The 18,787-nt window shown below is 48.5% G+C and carries 13 protein-coding genes; 9 read left to right on the forward strand and 4 right to left on the reverse strand.

What is annotated here, in order from left to right; translation table 11 throughout:
* Window positions 1-62 precede the first annotated feature (62 nt).
* On the forward strand, window positions 63-3,005 hold the full coding sequence (locus J3369_RS05400; RefSeq protein WP_349584683.1) for a TonB-dependent receptor: 2,943 nt from the start codon (window positions 63-65) through the stop codon (window positions 3,003-3,005).
* A 75-nt stretch (window positions 3,006-3,080) separates the two neighbouring features.
* Here the strand turns inward: J3369_RS05400 and J3369_RS05405 are convergent, their stop codons facing one another.
* Window positions 3,081-3,587 carry a M48 metallopeptidase family protein gene (locus J3369_RS05405; RefSeq protein WP_349584686.1) on the reverse strand — a complete coding sequence of 169 codons (507 nt, stop codon included), beginning with the start codon at window positions 3,585-3,587 and terminating at the stop codon, window positions 3,081-3,083.
* A 186-nt stretch (window positions 3,588-3,773) separates the two neighbouring features.
* Here J3369_RS05405 and J3369_RS05410 point away from each other — a divergent pair, with 186 nt between their 5' ends.
* A complete protein-coding gene (locus tag J3369_RS05410; protein WP_349584689.1) occupies window positions 3,774-6,143 on the forward strand; it encodes a fatty acid cis/trans isomerase in 2,370 nt (789 codons plus the stop codon).
* A 16-nt stretch (window positions 6,144-6,159) separates the two neighbouring features.
* Here J3369_RS05410 and J3369_RS05415 read toward each other — a convergent pair whose 3' ends face one another.
* Window positions 6,160-6,567: a diacylglycerol kinase gene (locus tag J3369_RS05415; protein WP_349584692.1), complete on the reverse strand. Its 408-nt coding sequence runs from the start codon at window positions 6,565-6,567 to the stop codon at window positions 6,160-6,162.
* Window positions 6,558-8,162, reverse strand: coding sequence for a phosphoethanolamine transferase (locus tag J3369_RS05420; protein ID WP_349584695.1), 1,605 nt, complete (start codon window positions 8,160-8,162; stop codon window positions 6,558-6,560). The genes J3369_RS05415 and J3369_RS05420 overlap by 10 nt, the downstream gene beginning before the upstream one ends.
* A gap of 194 nt (window positions 8,163-8,356) precedes the next feature.
* Between J3369_RS05420 and J3369_RS05425 the strand changes: the two genes are divergently transcribed.
* The gene (locus J3369_RS05425; RefSeq protein ID WP_349584698.1) at window positions 8,357-9,034 is read left to right on the forward strand and encodes a response regulator transcription factor; all 678 of its coding nucleotides are present in this window, start codon (window positions 8,357-8,359) and stop codon (window positions 9,032-9,034) included.
* A complete protein-coding gene (locus J3369_RS05430) occupies window positions 9,031-10,446 on the forward strand; it encodes a sensor histidine kinase (protein WP_349584701.1) in 1,416 nt (471 codons plus the stop codon). The genes J3369_RS05425 and J3369_RS05430 overlap by 4 nt, the downstream gene beginning before the upstream one ends.
* A gap of 87 nt (window positions 10,447-10,533) precedes the next feature.
* Here the strand turns inward: J3369_RS05430 and J3369_RS05435 are convergent, their stop codons facing one another.
* Window positions 10,534-13,038 carry a glycoside hydrolase family 3 protein gene (locus tag J3369_RS05435; RefSeq protein WP_349584704.1) on the reverse strand — a complete coding sequence of 835 codons (2,505 nt, stop codon included), beginning with the start codon at window positions 13,036-13,038 and terminating at the stop codon, window positions 10,534-10,536.
* Between the two features lie 150 nt (window positions 13,039-13,188).
* On the opposite strand from J3369_RS05435, the gene J3369_RS05440 reads away from it, so the two are divergent.
* From J3369_RS05440 to J3369_RS05460, 5 genes are all read left to right on the forward strand, one after another.
* On the forward strand, window positions 13,189-14,520 hold the full coding sequence (locus tag J3369_RS05440; RefSeq protein WP_349584707.1) for a GH1 family beta-glucosidase: 1,332 nt from the start codon (window positions 13,189-13,191) through the stop codon (window positions 14,518-14,520).
* A 41-nt stretch (window positions 14,521-14,561) separates the two neighbouring features.
* Window positions 14,562-15,572, forward strand: coding sequence for a LacI family DNA-binding transcriptional regulator (locus J3369_RS05445; protein ID WP_349584709.1), 1,011 nt, complete (start codon window positions 14,562-14,564; stop codon window positions 15,570-15,572).
* A complete protein-coding gene (locus tag J3369_RS05450) occupies window positions 15,565-17,121 on the forward strand; it encodes a sugar porter family MFS transporter (RefSeq protein ID WP_349584712.1) in 1,557 nt (518 codons plus the stop codon). Before J3369_RS05445 ends, J3369_RS05450 begins: the two co-directional genes overlap by 8 nt.
* Window positions 17,122-17,691: 570 nt before the next feature.
* Entirely contained in the window at window positions 17,692-18,165 is a 474-nt protein-coding gene (locus J3369_RS05455) for a helix-turn-helix domain-containing protein (RefSeq protein WP_349584715.1), read from the forward strand.
* 2 nt (window positions 18,166-18,167) lie between these two features.
* Window positions 18,168-18,734, forward strand: coding sequence for a VapC50 family PIN domain-containing toxin (locus J3369_RS05460; RefSeq protein ID WP_349584718.1), 567 nt, complete (start codon window positions 18,168-18,170; stop codon window positions 18,732-18,734).
* The last annotated feature ends 53 nt before the right edge of the window (window positions 18,735-18,787 follow it).

Here is an 18,787-nt window from a genome sequence, read left to right on the forward strand (position 1 = left end):
AAAGCCTCCGGCGAAGCCATACCGGCTCGCCGGAACAATTGATTATGATGAGTAGGTCAACTATGAAAAACAATACATTTAAAAAGACCCGGGTCGCCACATCAATGGCTTTGTTACTGGGTACAACAAGCATGTTCAGCGCGCAGGCACAGGAAGCTGAAGCCGCTGCTGACGAAAGCATGGAAGTCATTCAGGTTAAGGGGATCCGCGGCTCACTGATGCGCTCTCAGGACCTGAAGCGCAATTCAAGCGGTGTCGTAGATGCCATTTCTGCTGAAGAACTGGGTAAATTCCCGGATACTAACCTGGCGGAAGCGTTACAGCGTATCACCGGCGTAACTATCAGCCGGGCAAACGGTGAAGGTAGTCAGATCACGGTACGTGGTTTTGGCCCTGAATTTAACCTTATCACCCTGAACGGCCGTCAGATGCCGGGCACCGGTTTTACCCGTTCTTATGATTTGCAGAACCTGTCTTCGGAAGGGGTAAAAACCCTGGAGTTGCAGAAAACTGCACGGGCGGAAAACCCCAGTGGTGGCTTAGGTGCTACGGTGAATATTCTGACCATGCGTCCTATGGATAATCCCGGTCAGCAGTTCTCGGTGTCGGCTAAAGGCATCATGGATACCTCTAATGAGGAAGGCAGCGACATTACGCCGGAAGTGGCCGGCGTGTTTACAAACACCTTTGCTGACGATATGTTCGGTATTGGCATTTCGGTTTCGCACCAGGAACGGGATTTCCGCCAGCAATCTGCCAGCATCCAGGGTTGGGTGCTTGTGCCTGACGAGGATTTACCCGAACTGGACCCGTCCATGGTGGTGGATAACCGTTCCGTCATTACCGATGCGGCATTCTTTCCTAAGGATCTGAACTTTGGCTTTGCCGATGTTCAGCGTGAACGTACCAATGCACAGGTCACGTTCCAGTTTCGTCCTACCGATAATTTCACCGCAACCTTGGATTACACCGCATCAGACGCCGTCACCGGCACTAACAGCTTTGGCTGGGGGATCTGGAATAACTTCGGGCCTAATATTAATGCTTATGAACTCGACGAAAATGGTACCGCGTTGTATGCCGATATTGCCGGTGACGACGGTTCTGCTACAGCCAGCCGTAACACCACTGAAGTCAATGCCCGGTCGCTGGGCGTGAATCTGGAGTGGCAAATCACCGGTGACTGGGAAGTATCAGTGGATTATCACGACTCCTACAATCAGATTGATAACGGAAAGGACAAAGGGTTAGGCGGCAGTGGCCAGGTCATTCTTGGCTCCGATCAGCTGATCTCCAAAGTGTATGATTATCGTGAAGGTGATATTCCCAGTTATTACATCAATTGGAATAACGGCACCAACGAGCTGATGCCCGGTGAAATTGATTCTAACTTTAGTCAGTTTACCCGCAATCAGGGCCGTTCGGATATTGAGCAGCTACAAATCGACAGTACCTGGTATAACTCGGTTTTTGACAGCATTCCGCTGGTGAAAGTCGACTTCGGTTATGCCCGTACCGAACAGTCGTTGGGGGCAACGGACGCATGGGGTGGTTTACGTGGCGGACCCGGCTTCAGCCCGTCCTATACCGAAATTTTCCCGGACAGCATGTTTACCCGCCATGATACCGGTGATTTCCTGGATGCATTCAGTGGCGGCGGTGATGCGCTGAATCCGAATTACTTTTACACCTACAGCTTTGACGAAGCGATCACCCGGCAGCTGGCTTACCTTACGGCAGACGTGACCGGTGACAGCAATGTTTACTCCATCGACCCTTTCTTTAATGCGCCAACGGTGAATTTTGTTGAAGAGATCACCGATTCTGTTTACGTACAAACCGAGTGGGATTTTGATATTGGTGATTTCTATGTGCAGGTGAATGCCGGTGTGCGCTATGAAGAAACTGAAGTGCCCAGTTCCGCGCAGGTGCGTGTGCCCACGCAGGTAAATTGGGTCGCACCCTCTGAGTGGATCACTGAATATCAGTCGGAACTTATCCTGCAGGACTTCACCGGTGAATATGACATTCTGCTGCCCATGTTCGACATTAAAGTGGACGTGACAGAAGACGTGGTTGCCCGTTTCTCCTGGGGTAAATCGATAACCCGTGCGCCTATTGGCTTGCTGCAAGGTGGCCGTGCATTTAGCGGCAGCCCCAAAATTGGTGCCCGCACCGCGTCTGAAGGTAACACCAGCCTGAAACCTTACGAATCGCAAAACCTCGATTTGTCAGTGGAATGGTATTACAGCGAAGACAGCTATGCCTCCGTCGGCTTATTCCGCAAGAAGGTGAGTGAGTATATCGAAACCACCGGGGGCGATCAGACCTTCGAAGGGCTGCGTGATATTTACCAGGGACCGCGCTGGAACGAAGCCGTTGCGGCTCTTGAAGCTGATGGTGTGCAGGCCACAGACAGTGCCATCTTCCAGTATTTCCAGGATAACGGCTACGCTAACGCAGAAGGTGTTGTTGAGCCAAATGTTGATGATCCACTCATCACATGGCGTGTGACCAAGCCGCGTAATTTGCCGGATTCCCGCACTGTGGATGGTATTGAACTGGCCGTTCAGCATACTTTCGGTGACACCGGTTTCGGTGTGGGCGTGAACGGTACGCTGGTCGACGGTGATGTGAAGTATGACCCCTATATTCTCGAAAGCGGTCAGAACCCGCTGGTGGGTATCGGTGATTCTGCTAACTTCCAGATGTTCTACGAAAAAGAAGCGTTGTCGGTAAAAGTGACTTATGCATGGCGTGCAGGCTATCTGCAGGGCATGGGGCAGGCACAGGGTTCATCTGATGTACCGCCAACACAGGCAGACTCCTTCGGTCAGTGGGACTTCAGCATCAACTACGATTTCAACGAACATTTCACCGTGTTTGTTGAAGGCGTGAATGTAAATAACGAGACTGAACGTGGCTACGGCCGCTTTGAGGAACAATTCCTTTACGCCCGTCAATATGGTCCGCGTTATACCCTCGGTGCCCGGTATACGTTCTGATAACAATAACAGGACCACATGAGTTCAGGCCGCATTGCATTTTGCTTTGCGGCCTTTTTTATATGGAAAGCCTTATCAGAATACTTTTCCGTTAGTGTCCATTTCGGTGAGATAAACCCTTACATCAAACTCTAACTGGTGGTAGTCAGGCTGCATATGGCGGCAAAGCTGATAGAACGCCTTGTTATGATCTTTTTCTTTAAGGTGAGCCAGTTCGTGCACCACAATCATGTTCAAAAAGGGCTCAGGCGTATTTTTAAATAAATCGCTGACCCGCAGTTCGTTCTTACTTTTCAGCTTCCCGCCCTGATTTCTCGCTACATAGGAGTGCAACCCCAGCGCGTGATTCACGATATGAATTTTACCGTCGTAAACGACTTTACTTAAAGGCTGGGTTTTCTTCATGTACCGGTTTTTTATGTCCATGGCGTACTCACGCAAATCACGATCATTGTTGATGTTGTGCACGGACGGGTAACGGGAGCGGAGCCAGTCCCCCAACTGATTGTTGTCGATGAGGTGGCGGATCTGATCCTGAAGATGTTGAGGGTAATGAGATAAATAGGTCAGTGGCCGGGACATGATGAATGCATAAAATAATAGTGTTGCAGCCAGTATACAGCATGATTAACCGCTCACCATGCATCCGGCTTTGAGTTTGCGGGTCTGCGGCTGAATATTAAACCTTTGACAGGATTTCACTATGGATAGATGGAGCAGGAGTAAATGGGTGGTAGACTGTGCGCCGGGCATTACGGGAAGCGAAGTATGAATTGGTTTAGTAAGGGGAAGGCGGCATTGGTGCTGGCTGTTTTAATCGCCGGGGTGGCAATCTGGCAATGGTCTGCAGCAGAAGCGCCACTATTTGATAACCCTGATACGGTTGTGGCGACAGAACCCTTACCTGCACAATTCTTTGAACATGAGGTCAGCCCGGTTTTGACGAAGCGTTGTGTGGTATGTCACGCCTGTTATGACGCTCCCTGCCAGCTGAAAATGACAGCGCCGGAAGGTATTGCCCGCGGAGCGAATAAAGAGAAGGTTTACGAAGGTACCCGCTTAACTGCCGCCCAGCCGAACCGGTTATTTATCGATGCGCATTCTGAAGACGCCTGGCGCAAGCGTGGTTTCTTTTCTGTTTTGCCTGATGAAGACAGCGACGTTGTGCAGGAAACGCAAACCTCTGTGCTGGCACAGATGCTGTTATTAAAGCGGGCCAATCCGCAACCTGATACCACCCATCTGGGAGACGGTTTCGATATCAGCTTAAACAGAGAGCAGCAATGTCCGACACTTGATGAAATGGGGCGTTATATTGCAGACCAGCCTCTTTGGGGCATGCCTTATGCGTTGCCGAACCTGAATGCTGAAGAAGAACTCATACTGCTAAGATGGCTGCAGCACAATGCACCTTTACCTGAATCTCCTTCGTTAGACGAAAAGACTGTCGCTAAAGTATCGGAGCTGGAAACGTGGCTGAATGCAGATAACAACAAAGCGAAATTATCTGCGCGTTATATTTATGAGCATCTGTTCACCACCCATTTGTATTTTGACGGCCTGAGTCCCGAAGGCGAAACGCCGCAGTTCTTTAATCTGGTGCGGTCAGCCACGCCGCCGGGCAAACCGCTTGCGGTCATCGCAACCCGCCGGCCCTTCGATGATCCCGGCGTTGATAGGGTGTGGTACAGGCTCCAGCCTGTGTTCTCAACCATTGTCAGCAAAACCCATCAGCCTTATGTGATTGATGATGATTTACGGGCTAAATGGCAGGCCTGGTTCGTGGACGCGGAATTTGATGTGCCGGCATTACCCTCTTATAAACCGGATGTGGCGGCAAACCCTCTCACGTCCTTTACTTTGTTACCGGTCAAAAGCCGGTACCGTTTCATGCTGGAGCGGGCACAAAATACCATCATGGGATATATCAAAGGGCCGGTCTGCCGTGGTCAGGTAGCATTGAATGTCATTAATGATCGTTTCTGGGTGTTCTTTGTCGATCCGGAAGTGGCGGCTTCAGAAGAGCTTAATGAATTCTATGCCTCCCAACGGGAAAATCTGCATCTGCCGGCAGAAAAAGACAGTACTGCGTTAGCGGTAAGCTGGGTGAAATACGCCCGTCGCCAGGGCGAATACATGCGCGCCAGAACGGCATTTCTTAATGAAGCATTTAAGCAGGGTGAACACCTGGGTTTACAAAGTGTGTGGGCCGGCGACGGCAAAAATACTAACGCCAGTCTGACCGTATTTCGTCATTTCGACAACGCCACCGTGGTGAAAGGCATGGTGGGTAACCCCCCGAAAACAGCATGGGTGATTGATTACGCACTGCTTGAGCGCATCCATTATTTGCTGGTGGCCGGATTTGATGTGTATGGCAATTATGGTCATCAGTTGATGACAAGGCTCTATATGGATTTCCTGCGAATGGAAGGAGAATCGAATTTCCTGACATTACTGCCGCCTGAAACCCGCCGTACCCAGTTAGCTGACTGGTATCAGCATGCCGGGCCGGAACTGACGGATTACATCGAGGGCGATATCAACAGCTTTGAGCAGGACACCGGGATTGAATACGATACCGGCAAGCCAAAAGGGGAGTTGTACCGCCTTCTGGACTCTTATCTCAAGCACGTTCAGCCGGAGAATACCGGATTACACAGTGATGTACTTAACGAAGAGCAGCTTGCCGCGCTGGCTACCATAGACGAATTACCTGCTCAGCAAGCCACAATTATGCCGGAGATCACCATGATCATGGTGCGAAGTGACGAGAAACCGGAAGACTTCGAGGTGTTTACTGTACTGAGAAATAGCGCACACTTTAACGTAAGCAGCTTGTTTGAAGAAGATAAGAACCGTGACCACGCTAACGATTCATTAACCCTCGTTCAGGGCTTTCTGGGCAGCTACCCGGATGTATTCTGGCTGATTAATGCCTCAGATATTCCACAGGTCGTAAAGCAGTTGAGTGAAGTGAAAAACGAAAGTGACTATCAGCATTTGTTAGATAAGGTGGGGGTACGCCGCACTAACCCTGAGTTCTGGTCATTCAGTGATGAGCTTATCAGATGGTCAGAAGCCCGTTATCCCGTTGACGGCGGACTACTGGATTATAACCGGTTGGAAGACAGGTAAAGCGATTGGCTGAATATTATATCCAGCCAATAAACGTTGCACCCCACGCAACAATAGCTATCGTAATTGCCACCATGACAGCTGCAGAAGCGAGATCCTTTGCGAGTCCTGACATAGGGTGTACTTCCAGTCCAATTCGGTCAATGGTGACCTCAATGGCCGTATTAATGATCTCCGCAAACATAACGAACAGGACTGAAATCAGTAATAACCCTTTTTGCTGAATCGGAATATCCCATGCTACCAATACAATAAGCGCGCCTGCCAGAAGCAGTAGCTCTTGTCTGAATGCCGCTTCATTCGTGGCTAGCCATTTGAGCGCTCGCCAGGAGTGACCGGCAGCAAGTATGATGCGTCGCATCCCGCCGGGCTTTTTCGTGTTATTGAAGTAAACAACATTGCTGGTAGATTTATTTACTGGCATGAGGCGAATATATCCTGTTCAGGTTGATAGGTAGTGCTGACCACGCCGGTTAAGCCCAGAAGCGTGTCATATAAATTATCCTGAGAATACGGTCGATCTTTCAGTGATTTTGCGCAACTTAACTTAGCCGTCATATCATCGCCGTTTCGCCAGTAAAGCATAGGGACGTGGGTTTGCTCTTCCGGCGCCAGACTGTAAGGAAAACCGTGAAGATATAAGCCTTTTTCTCCCAACGATTCACCATGATCAGACAGGTAAAGCAACTGTGCGTTTTCCACGGTTTTAAGCTGTTCGATAATGTGGCTTAAAACGAAGTCGGTATATAAAATGGTATTGTCGTAGGTATTCGATAACTGCGTCATGTCGCAATTTTGAATATCGCTCCTCGCACAGTCAGGCGCGAAGCCGCTGAAGTCCCCGGGATACCGGCGATAGTAAGTTGGCCCGTGGGACCCGATCATATGCAAGACTATCAAACGCTTCTTCTGTGTGTTTTGTTTAAGCGTTGCCTCCAGCTGGTTAAGCAATATTGCATCCAGACAATAATCGCCGTCGCAGAAACGTTCATCCCGCGCCGGGTCGTAAGGGATTGTTTCAATGCGGCTGCATACCCCTTTGCAGGTGCTGTTATTGTCAATCCAGGTCACGGAGTAACCCGCGCGATGAATAATATCCAATACGTTGTCCTGGCTGTGGGCAATGCGACTGTCATAGTCGTCGCGGTTTAAACGGGAAAACATACAGGGAACGCTTACGGCAGTTGCTGTGCCGCAGGAAGTGACCTGAGTAAAACTGACCACCTTCTCATCTGACAACAGTGGGTTAGTATTTTTACTGTAGCCATTCAGACTAAAACGATCGGCTCTGGCCGTTTCGCCCACCACCATGACGATGGTGTCCGGTAAGTCCCGGGTGCTTTCAGTGAGGGTGGGGTGGCTGTCTAAAATACGATATGGCAAAGGGGGAGATAAATAATTATCGCGCAGGTATTTATAGCCAGCATCGTAGAAAGCGAGGGGCGTAATTTGTTTGATGATGTTCCGGTTGTTTCTGCCTACTGCCGCATAATCTTTATAAAAAAGAGCTGCGATCAGCGCAATCGCCACAATGGCAATGCCGTTAATCATCAGAATATGTTTAATACTTTTACTGAACGCCGTTTTGATTTCCATATTACACAGTGCGAATACAGGCAAAATGCCCAGTACGCAGAAGAACAAAACAAAGCTTGCGTTGAGATAAGAAAATGCTTCTCCTGAATTCGTTTCTATCAGGTTTTGAATCATGCTTTTATCGAACAGCAGGCCGTATGCTGTCATGCCGTAAAATATCAGTGACGCAATAATAATGTGTAATGCGGAAATCATCCGCGGAAAAATTAATCCCCCGCTCAGAGTAGTAAAAAGTATCAGCAGGCTGAACAGCAATACAGGAACCGTGGCCAGAAAGGCATAATCTTTCACGCTGTCAGGCGATACGGCTTGCCATACAGTGCTCAAAAAGGGAGCATTAAAAAGCAGGGTAATGAGCAAGCAGGAAGACACAAGCGTTTGTGCCGGGGTCAGCCTGAATTTTAGTAAAGCGAAAATACGCATCCTGTCGGGACCGGGTTAATCTTATTTCGCTGCATCTTAGGACTGGATCCTTAAGAATGTCTTAAGACAAACTGATTGTTCCGGGGGCGTTATACAAATAAATATGTGCATAAAAAGCAAAGAGTTACATCTTCAGCTAATCTTAAGTTTTCTGGTATACACTTCGACGATTTAGTTTTTAAAAGAGGTTGGCGATGAGAGTATTGCTGATTGAAGATTCCGATGCGCTCAGACGAAATATCACCATCGGACTTAAAAAATTAGGCTATGCCGTGGACAACGCTGCTACCGGTACGGGTGGTCTGAATATGGCGCTGCTGGGTGAATACGACATTGTGATCCTTGATCTTATGTTGCCTCACCTTGATGGTATGGAAATTCTGACAGTATTAAGGAAGAAAAACATCGATACCCGGGTAATAATCTTGTCGGCCCGCTCTGAACCTGACGATAAAGTTAACGGTATCATTGCCGGTGCAGATGATTATCTGGCAAAGCCGTTTTCCTTCGATGAATTATGTGCCCGTATGGTTAACCTGATGCGTCGGGGAAAGCTGGTTCACAGTGATGACAAAGTGGTGGTGGGAGACTTTACGTTAGATCTGCAAAGTAAGCTTTTACTGCTGAATCAAACGCCGGTAGACCTGACCCCCAACGAATACCGGATTGTGGAGTGCTTGTTTCACAATAAAAACCGCATAGTGACATCAGAGCGCCTGAGTGAGTCTATTGCCGGGAGCTATGACATGGTGTCTAAAAATGCCATTGAAGCCCATTTGTCTGCGGTAAGAAAGAAAGTGCGTAAACTGGGCGGCGAATTACCGGTTAAAAATAAGCGGGGGTTCGGCTATATGGTCGCAGAGGAACTATGATCTCTATTCGTAAAACACTCACCCGACGCTTATCTATTGCTATTTCTTTACTCATTGTAGCCGCTCTGTTAATTACAGATATTGCCGTGGATGGTTGGGTAGAACGTCAGTTCAATCATGCGGTACATGACAAAATTGGCCTGTTAGAAACGCTGGTCGATGAAGACACGACCGGCGTCGAATTTGAGTTCGCCGGTGAATACTATCCGGAATTTACCGGCACCAATGATCCTGAGTATTTTCAATTATGGTACGACGGAGAAACGTTCGAGAAGTCAGCCACACTGCACATGCACAGTATGAATGCCTTGCCATTTAAGGCTGTTAAGGAAGGCGAAACGGTATTGGAAGATATCGTTTTGCCAGATGGCAGGAACGGGCGTATAGCTTACACCCGATTCATTCCTCAAATAGATACCGAAAACAGAGAGGCTTATTTCGCCACAAAGCAAAAAGGCGAGCGTAAACCGATGACACTGGCCTACGCAGTATCTATAGAGCACTTGCAGTACTCACTCTGGCTAATCGACGCCGCTTTCATTCTGGCACTCATCATTGTTCCATTAACGGTGCGCTTTACCGTGAAAAACACAGTGGCTTATGCATTAACACCTTTGGATGCCTTCATAGGTCAAATTCGTAATACGCGGTTAATCGATAAACCTGAACCGATGCAAATGAAAGTACCGGTTGAGGAATTACTTCCCGTGGTGGAGAGCCTTAATTACTTTATTGCAGAAAACAGTAAGCATTATCAACGGGAAAGAAGGTTAACGTCTGATATTGCTCATGAGCTGAAAACTCCCGTGACTGAACTTATCACCATGGCTGAAATAGCGACCCGGTTCCCGGGCGATGAAGAGTTAGAAGCTCACTTTAAACCCGATGTCTTAACGATTGGTCTAAGGATGAAAAGTATCATTTCAGGGCTAATGCTTCTGCACAAATACTCTAATCAGAAATTGGCTTGTGCAGACATCATCGATGTTTGCGATCTGCTTACAAAAGTGATTGATTCTGAGGGAAGTGGAAGGGTACATCTGGTCATTGACGAAACTACTGACGCAACCGTGAAAAGCAATTTATTTGCGCTGGAGTCCGTATTTACCAACCTGATAGCCAACGCATTACAGTACAGTCCGACTGACTCGAAAGTGACTTGTAATATTGAAAAGCTTACCGGTGATACTCTGGATATTGTGGTAAGCAATACCATGCAAAAACCGGTGAGCGACGATGAGTTGCAGTTGATGTTCGAGCCTTTATGGCAACACGATCCCGCCCGTACATCGACAGAAAACTTCGGCCTCGGACTGGCTATCGTCAAAACACTCCTGAAAGCGGTGGATGCCGGCGTTCGGGTGAGTGCTGATAAGGGCGACATTGCCTTTCGGGTTAGTTTGCCGGTGTAGTGTCAAAGCCCGTCATACCAACTCGTTGTAACGGGCTTTTAACTAGTCATCCTACATGTTCAGGAGCGACAGTTTTGGGTTGCTAAATTACTCACATGCCAGCACCGTTGAGTGCTCTGGTGTTTGCTGAATAAACACATCGGCAAGGCTTAACGTTCCGCTACCTGATGTGCGCAGGGCGAAGGCAGTTGTCAGTGTGTTTATGTCAGGGGAGGCGAAACATTTAAGGGGCAATGCCATTGATTGCCAAGTGTCAGCTTCAAAGCCCGACAGCGCCGGTGCGATATTGACGCCGGACGGGCAGGCTTCATCGCCGTCTTGCTGTTCAGAACACAAAGTAACGAAAACGTCATCTGAAAAAGGTTGCGAGACATTGACACTGAAAACCAGCGCACGGTTTTCTGCATGCGCATTCGATGCAACTAATTCAGCTTTTTCAGTGCGCGTGAAAGCAATACCTGCCGGCGCCTTTCCATCGAAGGTGACGGTGATCGCATCTTCCTGTACCACTTTGTCGCTGGTGCGGTAAGTAATGCTGCCGAAGGATTCAGCGCTTGCGGCAACAGTTTTGTACTCATTCTCTGAGGTAAGCTGTAACGACCATGGCGCGCGGACGCCGCCCTGTAAAATGGCAACAGACTCTGCAGATTGTTGCTTCAGGCTTTCATCTTTTTCGTTCAGGTTGTCCGGCAGTACATTCTTGTCGCTGAAGGTTAAACCAAAACCATAAGGAAGGAGAGGGGCGTAATCTTTGTCACCCACATTGGCTATTTGCAGGGGCGATGCCGGCCATGAGAAAGGCAGTTTGCCTTTAAAATCAGCATCGCCGAATAAAACCTCTGCCACAGCCGCACCTTCAGAGCCGGGAAGCCAGGCGGCGACAAATGCATCCGAAGCATTCAGTTCTGCATTTATCCACATTGGCCTGCCAGAAATGAATACCGAAACCACAGGGATCCCGTCTGCTTTCAGTTTCTTCAGTAAGGCTAAATCCTTCTGGTTACCTGGCTGGTAGGCGAGTGTTTCTCTGTCGCCCACACCTTCTGCATAGGGCTCTTCACCAAATACGACAATGGCCACATCGGGTTTGCTGCTATAGCTGCCATCAACCGATAAAGTGGCATTGCCGCCAGCTTGCTTTGCGTACTGTGAAATACCATCAAAAATAGAGCTGCCACCCGGGAAATCGTCATTGGTATTGTTCGTCCCCTGCCAGGTAATTGTCCAGCCGCCGGATTGCTTGCCAATGTTGTCAGCCGCATCACCGGCCACCAGAATGTTCGCGCTTGCAGACAGTGGTAACAGGTTTTGTTTGTTTTTCAGTAAAACCAGAGATTCCTTAACGGCCTGACGGGCGACTTTTCTGTGTTCTTCACTGCCAATCAGAGACTGTTTACCGGAAAGCGGGCGCTGAGCAGGACTGGCTTTATCAAAAAGTCCTGCCCGCATTTTTACCCGCAGAATGCGTCTTACCGCATCGTCTAAACGGGCGCTGCTGATGGTGCCGTCTTTCACCTGCGCCACTGTATTGTGGTAAAGCGCTTTCCAGTCGGAAGGTACCATATAAATATCGAGGCCAGCGTTAATCGCCTGCGCGCAATTGTCGTTAGTACAGCCTTTAATCTGACCATGTCCGTTCCAGTCGCCCACCACAAAGCCGTCGAACCCCATGCGGTTTTTCAGCACGTCTGTCAGTAAGTATTTATGACCATGTAGTTTTTTGCCGTGCCAGCTGTTAAATGACGCCATTACCGATTGCGCGCCCGCAGTAAGACCGCCCACATAACCCTGAGCGTGAATATCAAACAGGGTCTGCTCAGAAGCAATGTTGTCGCCCTGATCGTCACCTTTTACTGTACCGCCGTCACCAACGAAGTGTTTTACAGTGCTGATCACCCTCTCGTCACCCAGGAAATCACCGGCATCAGCATGGCCTTGCAGGCCTTTAACCACAGACGCAGCATACGCTTTTACGATGTCTGGATCTTCCGAGTAACTCTCATAGGTTCGGCCCCAGCGATCATCACGGACTACGGCGACCGTTGGTGCAAATACCCAGTCGATACCAGTGGCCATGACTTCCTGCGCCGTGATGTTAGCTATTTTTTCCATCAATGCAGGGTTGTTTGCCGCACCCAAACCAATGTTGTGGGGAAACAGCGTGGCACCAATCACATTGTTGTGACCGTGTACCGCATCTGTTCCCCACATGGTTGGAATCGTTGAGCCGTCTTTACTGTCGTCCACAGAAGCCTGATACATGGCTTCAGCCAAATCTATCCATTCCTGCGGCGTTGCATGTTTGTTACTGCCGGGAAATGAGCCTCCGCCGTTAAGATAAGAGCCAAAGCCGTATTGACGCATATCTTCTGGGGTAATACTGCCGATTTCAGGCTGGATAACCTGTGCGACTTTCTGCTCAACAGTCATTGACGCTAACAAAGCAGACACTCTGTCTTCCGTCGCATGGTCCGGTTTAACGGCTATATCCAGATGAGGCCAGACTGACGAATTGTCTGCGTTATCTGTGGAAGAAGCACAGGCTGTCAGAAAAACGGAGGCAACGACCGTTGAGAGCAAAGTCTTTCGCATGATGTAAGAACCTTAATAGTTAAATTTGAAAGCGCTTACATTTTGTAATAATGTTATTTGAAAGCGCTTACATTTTTCAAGATAATTACACGAAGCGTTAACAAGTTCAATCCTGAATAACGAAAACTGGTTTGCCTGCCGGGAACAGATATGAAAAAAATTGAGTTACCTGATGACAGCCCGATGTGGCATCGCGATTTCCTGTTTGGCGTTGCTACGTCCAGCTATCAAATTGAAGGTGGCAGGCATCAGCGGGATGATTGCATATGGGATCTTTTTTGCAAAAAGCACGGTGCAATCAGCGATGGATCTGACGGCGATATTGCCTGCAGGCACATTGAAAAGTGGCGGGATGATGCTGAGCTTATTGCATCCCTTGGCGTGGATGCCTACCGGTTGTCTGTGTGCTGGCCCAGAGTTATCAATGATGAGGGAACAGTGAATGAAGAGGGGCTGGCTTTTTACGTTGAATTGGTAACCTGGCTGCACAGCAGAGGGATAAAAGTCTTTGTTACCCTTTATCACTGGGATCTTCCGCAATGCCTTGAGGACAAAGGCGGGTGGTTAAATCGCGATACTGTCCGGGCGTTTGCCCGGTATGTTGACGTTGTTGCCAGCGCTCTGGGCGATAAGGTCCATGCCTGGGCTACCATCAACGAGCCTTTTTGTTCAGCTTATCTGGGATACGAAACCGGTGTGCATGCGCCGGGTATTAGCGGTGTTAAAAATGGCAGACAGGCAGCACACCATATATTAATGGCCCATGGTACAGGCATGAAAACCTTGCGCGCCTGCTGTCCCGACGGCATTCATGGCATTGTGTTGAATTTTTCTACCTGTATTGCTGCGTCACCGTCTGCTGATGACATAAGAGCTGCCGTTCTGGCTGATGCCTATCACAACCAGTGGTATTTGCAGCCGGTGTTAACCGGTGAATATCCGGATATCATGCTGTCACTGGCACCGGAAGAACGGCCTGAAATCCTGCCGGATGACATGGCGTTAATCCGTCAACCGCTGGATTACCTGGGCGTCAATTATTATTCGCCGACAGTATATCGTGATAATGGCAAAGGCAGCTTTATTGCGCAGCCACCCCGTGATGTACCGGTTACTGATATAGGATGGGAAATCCGGCCGGAAGCGTTCACTGAATTGCTGGTGTCACTGCATCAGCGTTATCAGTTGCCGCCGGTGTACATCACCGAAAACGGGGCCGCGATGCATGACATTCTGGTCAACGATCAGGTGTACGACGACGACCGCGTAGCCTATTTTCACACTCACTTAAATGCGGTGGATGAAGCCATGCGTCAGGGCGTGGATATACGCGGCTATTTTGCCTGGTCACTGATGGACAATTTTGAATGGGCATTTGGCTACAGTAAACGTTTCGGGCTGGTCTATACAGACTATGAATCCGGACGACGCATCATCAAGCAAAGCGGATTTGCTTATAAAGAGTTGATAACCCGCAAATAACCGGTAAATTGGTGACATGATGAAGGCGCAGTATTTTTATTATGGCAACCATTTACGAAGTTTCTAAAGCAGCAGGTGTTTCGCTGGCTACCGTGTCCCGGGTGATGAATGGCAATGCCAAAGTCAGTGACCGGACGCGACAAAAAGTCGTGGACGCCATGGAGGCGTTAGGTTACAAGCCTAATGCTATCGCCCAGTCTTTAGCTTCAAACCGCACAAACAGTGTGGGTTTACTGGTGTCTGAACTGCACGGCTCCTATTTTGGTGATCTGATGAGCACCATAGAGCTGATCCTTAAAAAACACGGCAAGCACGTTATTATTACCGCGGGCCACGTCGATGAAAGCCGTGAAACAGACGCCATCGATTTTCTGACCAGCCGGCGTTGCGACGCACTGATTGTCCATGCGGAAGCCGTGACTGATGACTATCTGGTTTCCTTAAGCAACGCATCGGTACCGGTGGCGGTGGTGAACCGTAAAGTTAACGGCCTGGAAGATAAGTGTTTTGTTGCTGATAACGTGGATGGTGGTTATCTGGCGACAAAAGCGGTACTGGACAAAGGTCACCGGAATATCGGCTACATCAGCGGACCACTTTTTAAAACAGATGCCTCGGACCGGTTGACCGGACATAAAAAGGCATTAGCAGAAGCGGGTATCAGTTTTGAGCCTTCACTGATGGTTGAGGGAGACTATCATGAGTCGTCAGGTCAGGAAGGGTTTACCAGCCTGCTGGCTCAGCATCCGGATATGACTGCACTGGTGTGCGCTAACGATGAGATGGCCTCCGGGGCAATGACCGCCGCCAGAGAAGCGGGTTTTGCATTACCTGAACAGCTGTCGGTAGTGGGGTTTGATAACGCCATTTTCTGTCGCTATCTGTATCCCAAGCTGACTACGGTAAGTAACCCGGTACGTGCTATGGGTGAAATGGCAGCGCACTGGGTGCTGGAACATGTTTACGACATCAAATGTCCTCAACCTGTCACTCATATTTTTGAGCCTGAACTAATCTTACGGGATTCGCTGGGACCGGCACCCCATGCTTAACAGGCTTTCTCCTTCGTTGCGTTACACACTCATTGTAGCGCTCGGCGGGTTCATTTTTGGCTTTGATGCCAGCGTGATTTCCGGTGCTATCGGTTTCATTGATTTAGCTTTCGGGTTGTCAGACTGGCAGCAGGGGTTTGTTGTCAGCTCTCCCACACTGGGCGCATTAATAGCCATGTGTTGTGCCGGTGCGGTCAGTGACGCTATTGGCAGGCGAAAAACCCTTATCATCATTGCTACGCTGTATCTTGTTTCCGCTCTGGCTTCAGCATTGTCGGTGAATTACTGGATGCTGGTAGGCGCCAGATTTCTTGGCGGCATGGCATTTTGTTCACTGCTAATCGCGCCGGTGTATATCGCTGAAATCAGCGCTCCGGAAAATCGCGGCAAAATGGTGTCAGTAAACCAGCTCAATATTGTCACGGGTCTGGCACTTTCGTACTTCAGCAATTACGCCTTCCTTCAGCTCAGTGGCAGTGATGCGCAATGGGTAAGTGATCTGGGGATCAGTGACAACTGCTGGCGTTATATGTTGGGACTGGAAATGATACCGGCGGCCATATGGTTAGTGCTGTTATTTAAAGTGCCCCGCAGTCCGCGCTGGCTCATGCTTAAAAATCGTCAGGCAGAAGCCGGACAGGTGGTCAGAAAACTGTTCAGTCATGAGCAGGCTGAAAGACAACTGGCGGCTATGAGCCAGTTATCAGAAAACAAACACTGGCGATGGCGGCAGCGGCTTGGATTTCTGGTTGCACCCCGTATGCGCTTTCCTCTCATTGTCGGATTAATACTGGGTGTGTCACAACAAATCACCGGTATAAACGTGATATTTTTCTACGCCCCGACCATTTTTGAGCATAGCGGAGTCGGCACTGACGCGGCTTTTATGCAGGCGATCTGGATAGGGTTAATCAATATTGTTTTTACCATTATTGCTATGGTGACCATTGACCGTTGGGGCAGAAAACCGTTGCTTGTAACCGGACTCTGCGGAGTGATGCTTAGTATGGCAATCTGTAGCTGGGGCTTTAAGCAAGCCACTTATGAACTGAATTCTGTGGAAGTGGCTGAAATTTCACTTGGCGATCCTGCTTTGGCCTCACAACTTGTGCCACTCACTGGCAAGGCATTTTTATCAGACGTTTCCTTTAAGCAGTCTTTAATAAATGCACTGGGACAGGAACAATACAGTCAGCATCAGCGGGTGCTGTTAAGTAAGGGCATTAATATGAATGCACCAGTGGTTCTCTTTGGATTACTGGCGTTTGTGGCATCCTATGCCATGTCTTTAGGGCCTGTCATGTGGGCTATGCTGGCAGAAATATTTCCTAATCAGAGCAGGGCCCTCGCCATCTCCGTGGTGGGCGTAGTTAACTCCCTCTCCAGCTTCCTGGTCCAGTTTCTGTTTCCCTGGGAGCTGATGAATCTCGGTGCCGCCGTCACCTTTGCCTCCTACGGCATATTCGCGCTCATCAGCCTGGTGCTGGTGGTTAAACTGTTTACGGAAACCAAAGGACGTTCGCTGGAGCAAATCTCTGAGGGATTGTAGAGGAGCCTCTTGCGTGTGCAGGCTGACATCAAGGACAGTTGTGAAAGCGAGCGGAGGTGGTAAGTTTGCTCAACAACCCGGTGAAATGGCAGAACTTCCGCTGCCATTATCTGGTTGATTTTGATTGTTTCTCTGCATCACACCCTTAAAGAAAATTACTCTATGAATCTGGCAAACCGGTACCTGAATTATGCATTCACTGGCATGACGTCTGTAATAATTGTACTCACGTTTTTCAAACCTCTCTGGTTTGTAGAGTACGAGGCATTCAGGATAGTTATCCTGATTGGGGGCGGCTTCCTGCCGGTATTGTATTGCCGGAAGTTGCTAAAGGTTGATTCAAATCGTCAAACTTAGCTGCGGTCTTTAACTTACGGGAGCTGTGAGCTATAGGAACTTCTAATACTTTAAACCTCATTTCCTGTGAAGGAGTGGCTATTACTATCGATTCTGCATATTCAACATGTATACTTTTCGTTTATTTTGTTTGTTTCGAATTTTTCGTTTATCTTGTTGTCGTAATTTTAGAGAGCAACAAAACGCCTCTGTCCTGTTGCAAAGGAGAAAACCATGGCTGCATCAAACCTGATTGACAACATTGTTAGTCCAACGAAACACGATATAGATTTGGCCCGGATTAGTGCGCCTGTCTTGTCACAAATTTTAGGTCGCCACCGTGATGAGTCTGCATTTGACGAAACGGTGGCCTTTCTGAATGAAAATGGAGAGCGAGTTGTGCTTCCGGCCAGTGCACTTGAATTGTTAAAGAACATATTAGTTCAAATGGCACAGGGTAATGCTGTTACTCTCGTTCCTGTTCACGCTGAACTCACAACCCAGCAAGCCGCTGAAATGCTTAATGTATCCCGACCGTTTTTCGTCAAACTATTGGAAGAAAGACAAATACCATTTAGTCGCAAAGGTACACATCGTCGTGTGCTATTCAGCGATGTACAGGCTTATAAGGCTAAAATTGATGAAGAACGGATGAAGGTCCTGGATGAGCTTTCAGAACAGGCACAAGAGCTGGGTATGGGGTATTAATCTTGAGGTTTATTGCGCTATTGGACGCAAATGTACTTTACCCTGCACCTCTCAGAGACTTGTTACTTCGTCTGGCAGTAGCTGATGTCTTTGCTGCACGATGGACGGAACGAATTAATGATGAATGGATTAGAAATGTAATAAAAAATAGAGATGACATTTCTCCGGAGCAACTTAACAGAACCCGAATGTTAATGAATGCTCATATTCGTGATTGCCTGGTGAGTCATTATGAAGAGCTTGAATCAAGTTTGTCATTGCCAGACAATGATGACCGGCATGTACTTGCAGCTGCCATCAAATGCGGCGCACAAGCCATTGTCACGTTTAATCTTAAAGACTTCCCTGCAGATGTATTAGATGAATATGGGATAGAAGCAATTGACCCGGACAGATTTATACAAAATCAAATTGATTTGAATCCGGGACTGGTGTGTCATGTGGTCAAAACACACCGTCTTTCCCTTAAGAAACCGCCCAAAAGTACTGATGATTATTTAGAAACATTGCAGGCCCAGGGGCTGGTTGTTTCTGTTGAACTGCTACGCGGGTTTGCTGAAAACCTTTAAGAACATTGGTTTTGAAAACAAACCCCCTCATAGCTTAAAAAGCAGTGCGCCAT

This window comes from Alteromonas sp. NFXS44 (assembly GCF_040148705.1).
Taxonomy (GTDB): Bacteria; Pseudomonadota; Gammaproteobacteria; order Enterobacterales; family Alteromonadaceae; genus Alteromonas.

What these genes read in the sequence shown, in the direction of transcription:
- J3369_RS05400 (WP_349584683.1), top strand. Translation starts at nt 63, where the DNA reads ATGAAAAACAATACATTTAAAAAGACCCGGGTCGCCACATCAATGGCT.
- J3369_RS05405 (WP_349584686.1), bottom strand. Translation starts at nt 3,587, where the DNA reads ATGTCCCGGCCACTGACCTATTTATCTCATTACCCTCAACATCTTCAG.
- J3369_RS05410 (WP_349584689.1), top strand. Translation starts at nt 3,774, where the DNA reads ATGAATTGGTTTAGTAAGGGGAAGGCGGCATTGGTGCTGGCTGTTTTA.
- J3369_RS05415 (WP_349584692.1), bottom strand. Translation starts at nt 6,567, where the DNA reads ATGCCAGTAAATAAATCTACCAGCAATGTTGTTTACTTCAATAACACG.
- J3369_RS05420 (WP_349584695.1), bottom strand. Translation starts at nt 8,162, where the DNA reads ATGCGTATTTTCGCTTTACTAAAATTCAGGCTGACCCCGGCACAAACG.
- J3369_RS05425 (WP_349584698.1), top strand. Translation starts at nt 8,357, where the DNA reads ATGAGAGTATTGCTGATTGAAGATTCCGATGCGCTCAGACGAAATATC.
- J3369_RS05430 (WP_349584701.1), top strand. Translation starts at nt 9,031, where the DNA reads ATGATCTCTATTCGTAAAACACTCACCCGACGCTTATCTATTGCTATT.
- J3369_RS05435 (WP_349584704.1), bottom strand. Translation starts at nt 13,038, where the DNA reads ATGCGAAAGACTTTGCTCTCAACGGTCGTTGCCTCCGTTTTTCTGACA.
- J3369_RS05440 (WP_349584707.1), top strand. Translation starts at nt 13,189, where the DNA reads ATGAAAAAAATTGAGTTACCTGATGACAGCCCGATGTGGCATCGCGAT.
- J3369_RS05445 (WP_349584709.1), top strand. Translation starts at nt 14,562, where the DNA reads ATGGCAACCATTTACGAAGTTTCTAAAGCAGCAGGTGTTTCGCTGGCT.
- J3369_RS05450 (WP_349584712.1), top strand. Translation starts at nt 15,565, where the DNA reads ATGCTTAACAGGCTTTCTCCTTCGTTGCGTTACACACTCATTGTAGCG.
- J3369_RS05455 (WP_349584715.1), top strand. Translation starts at nt 17,692, where the DNA reads ATGGCTGCATCAAACCTGATTGACAACATTGTTAGTCCAACGAAACAC.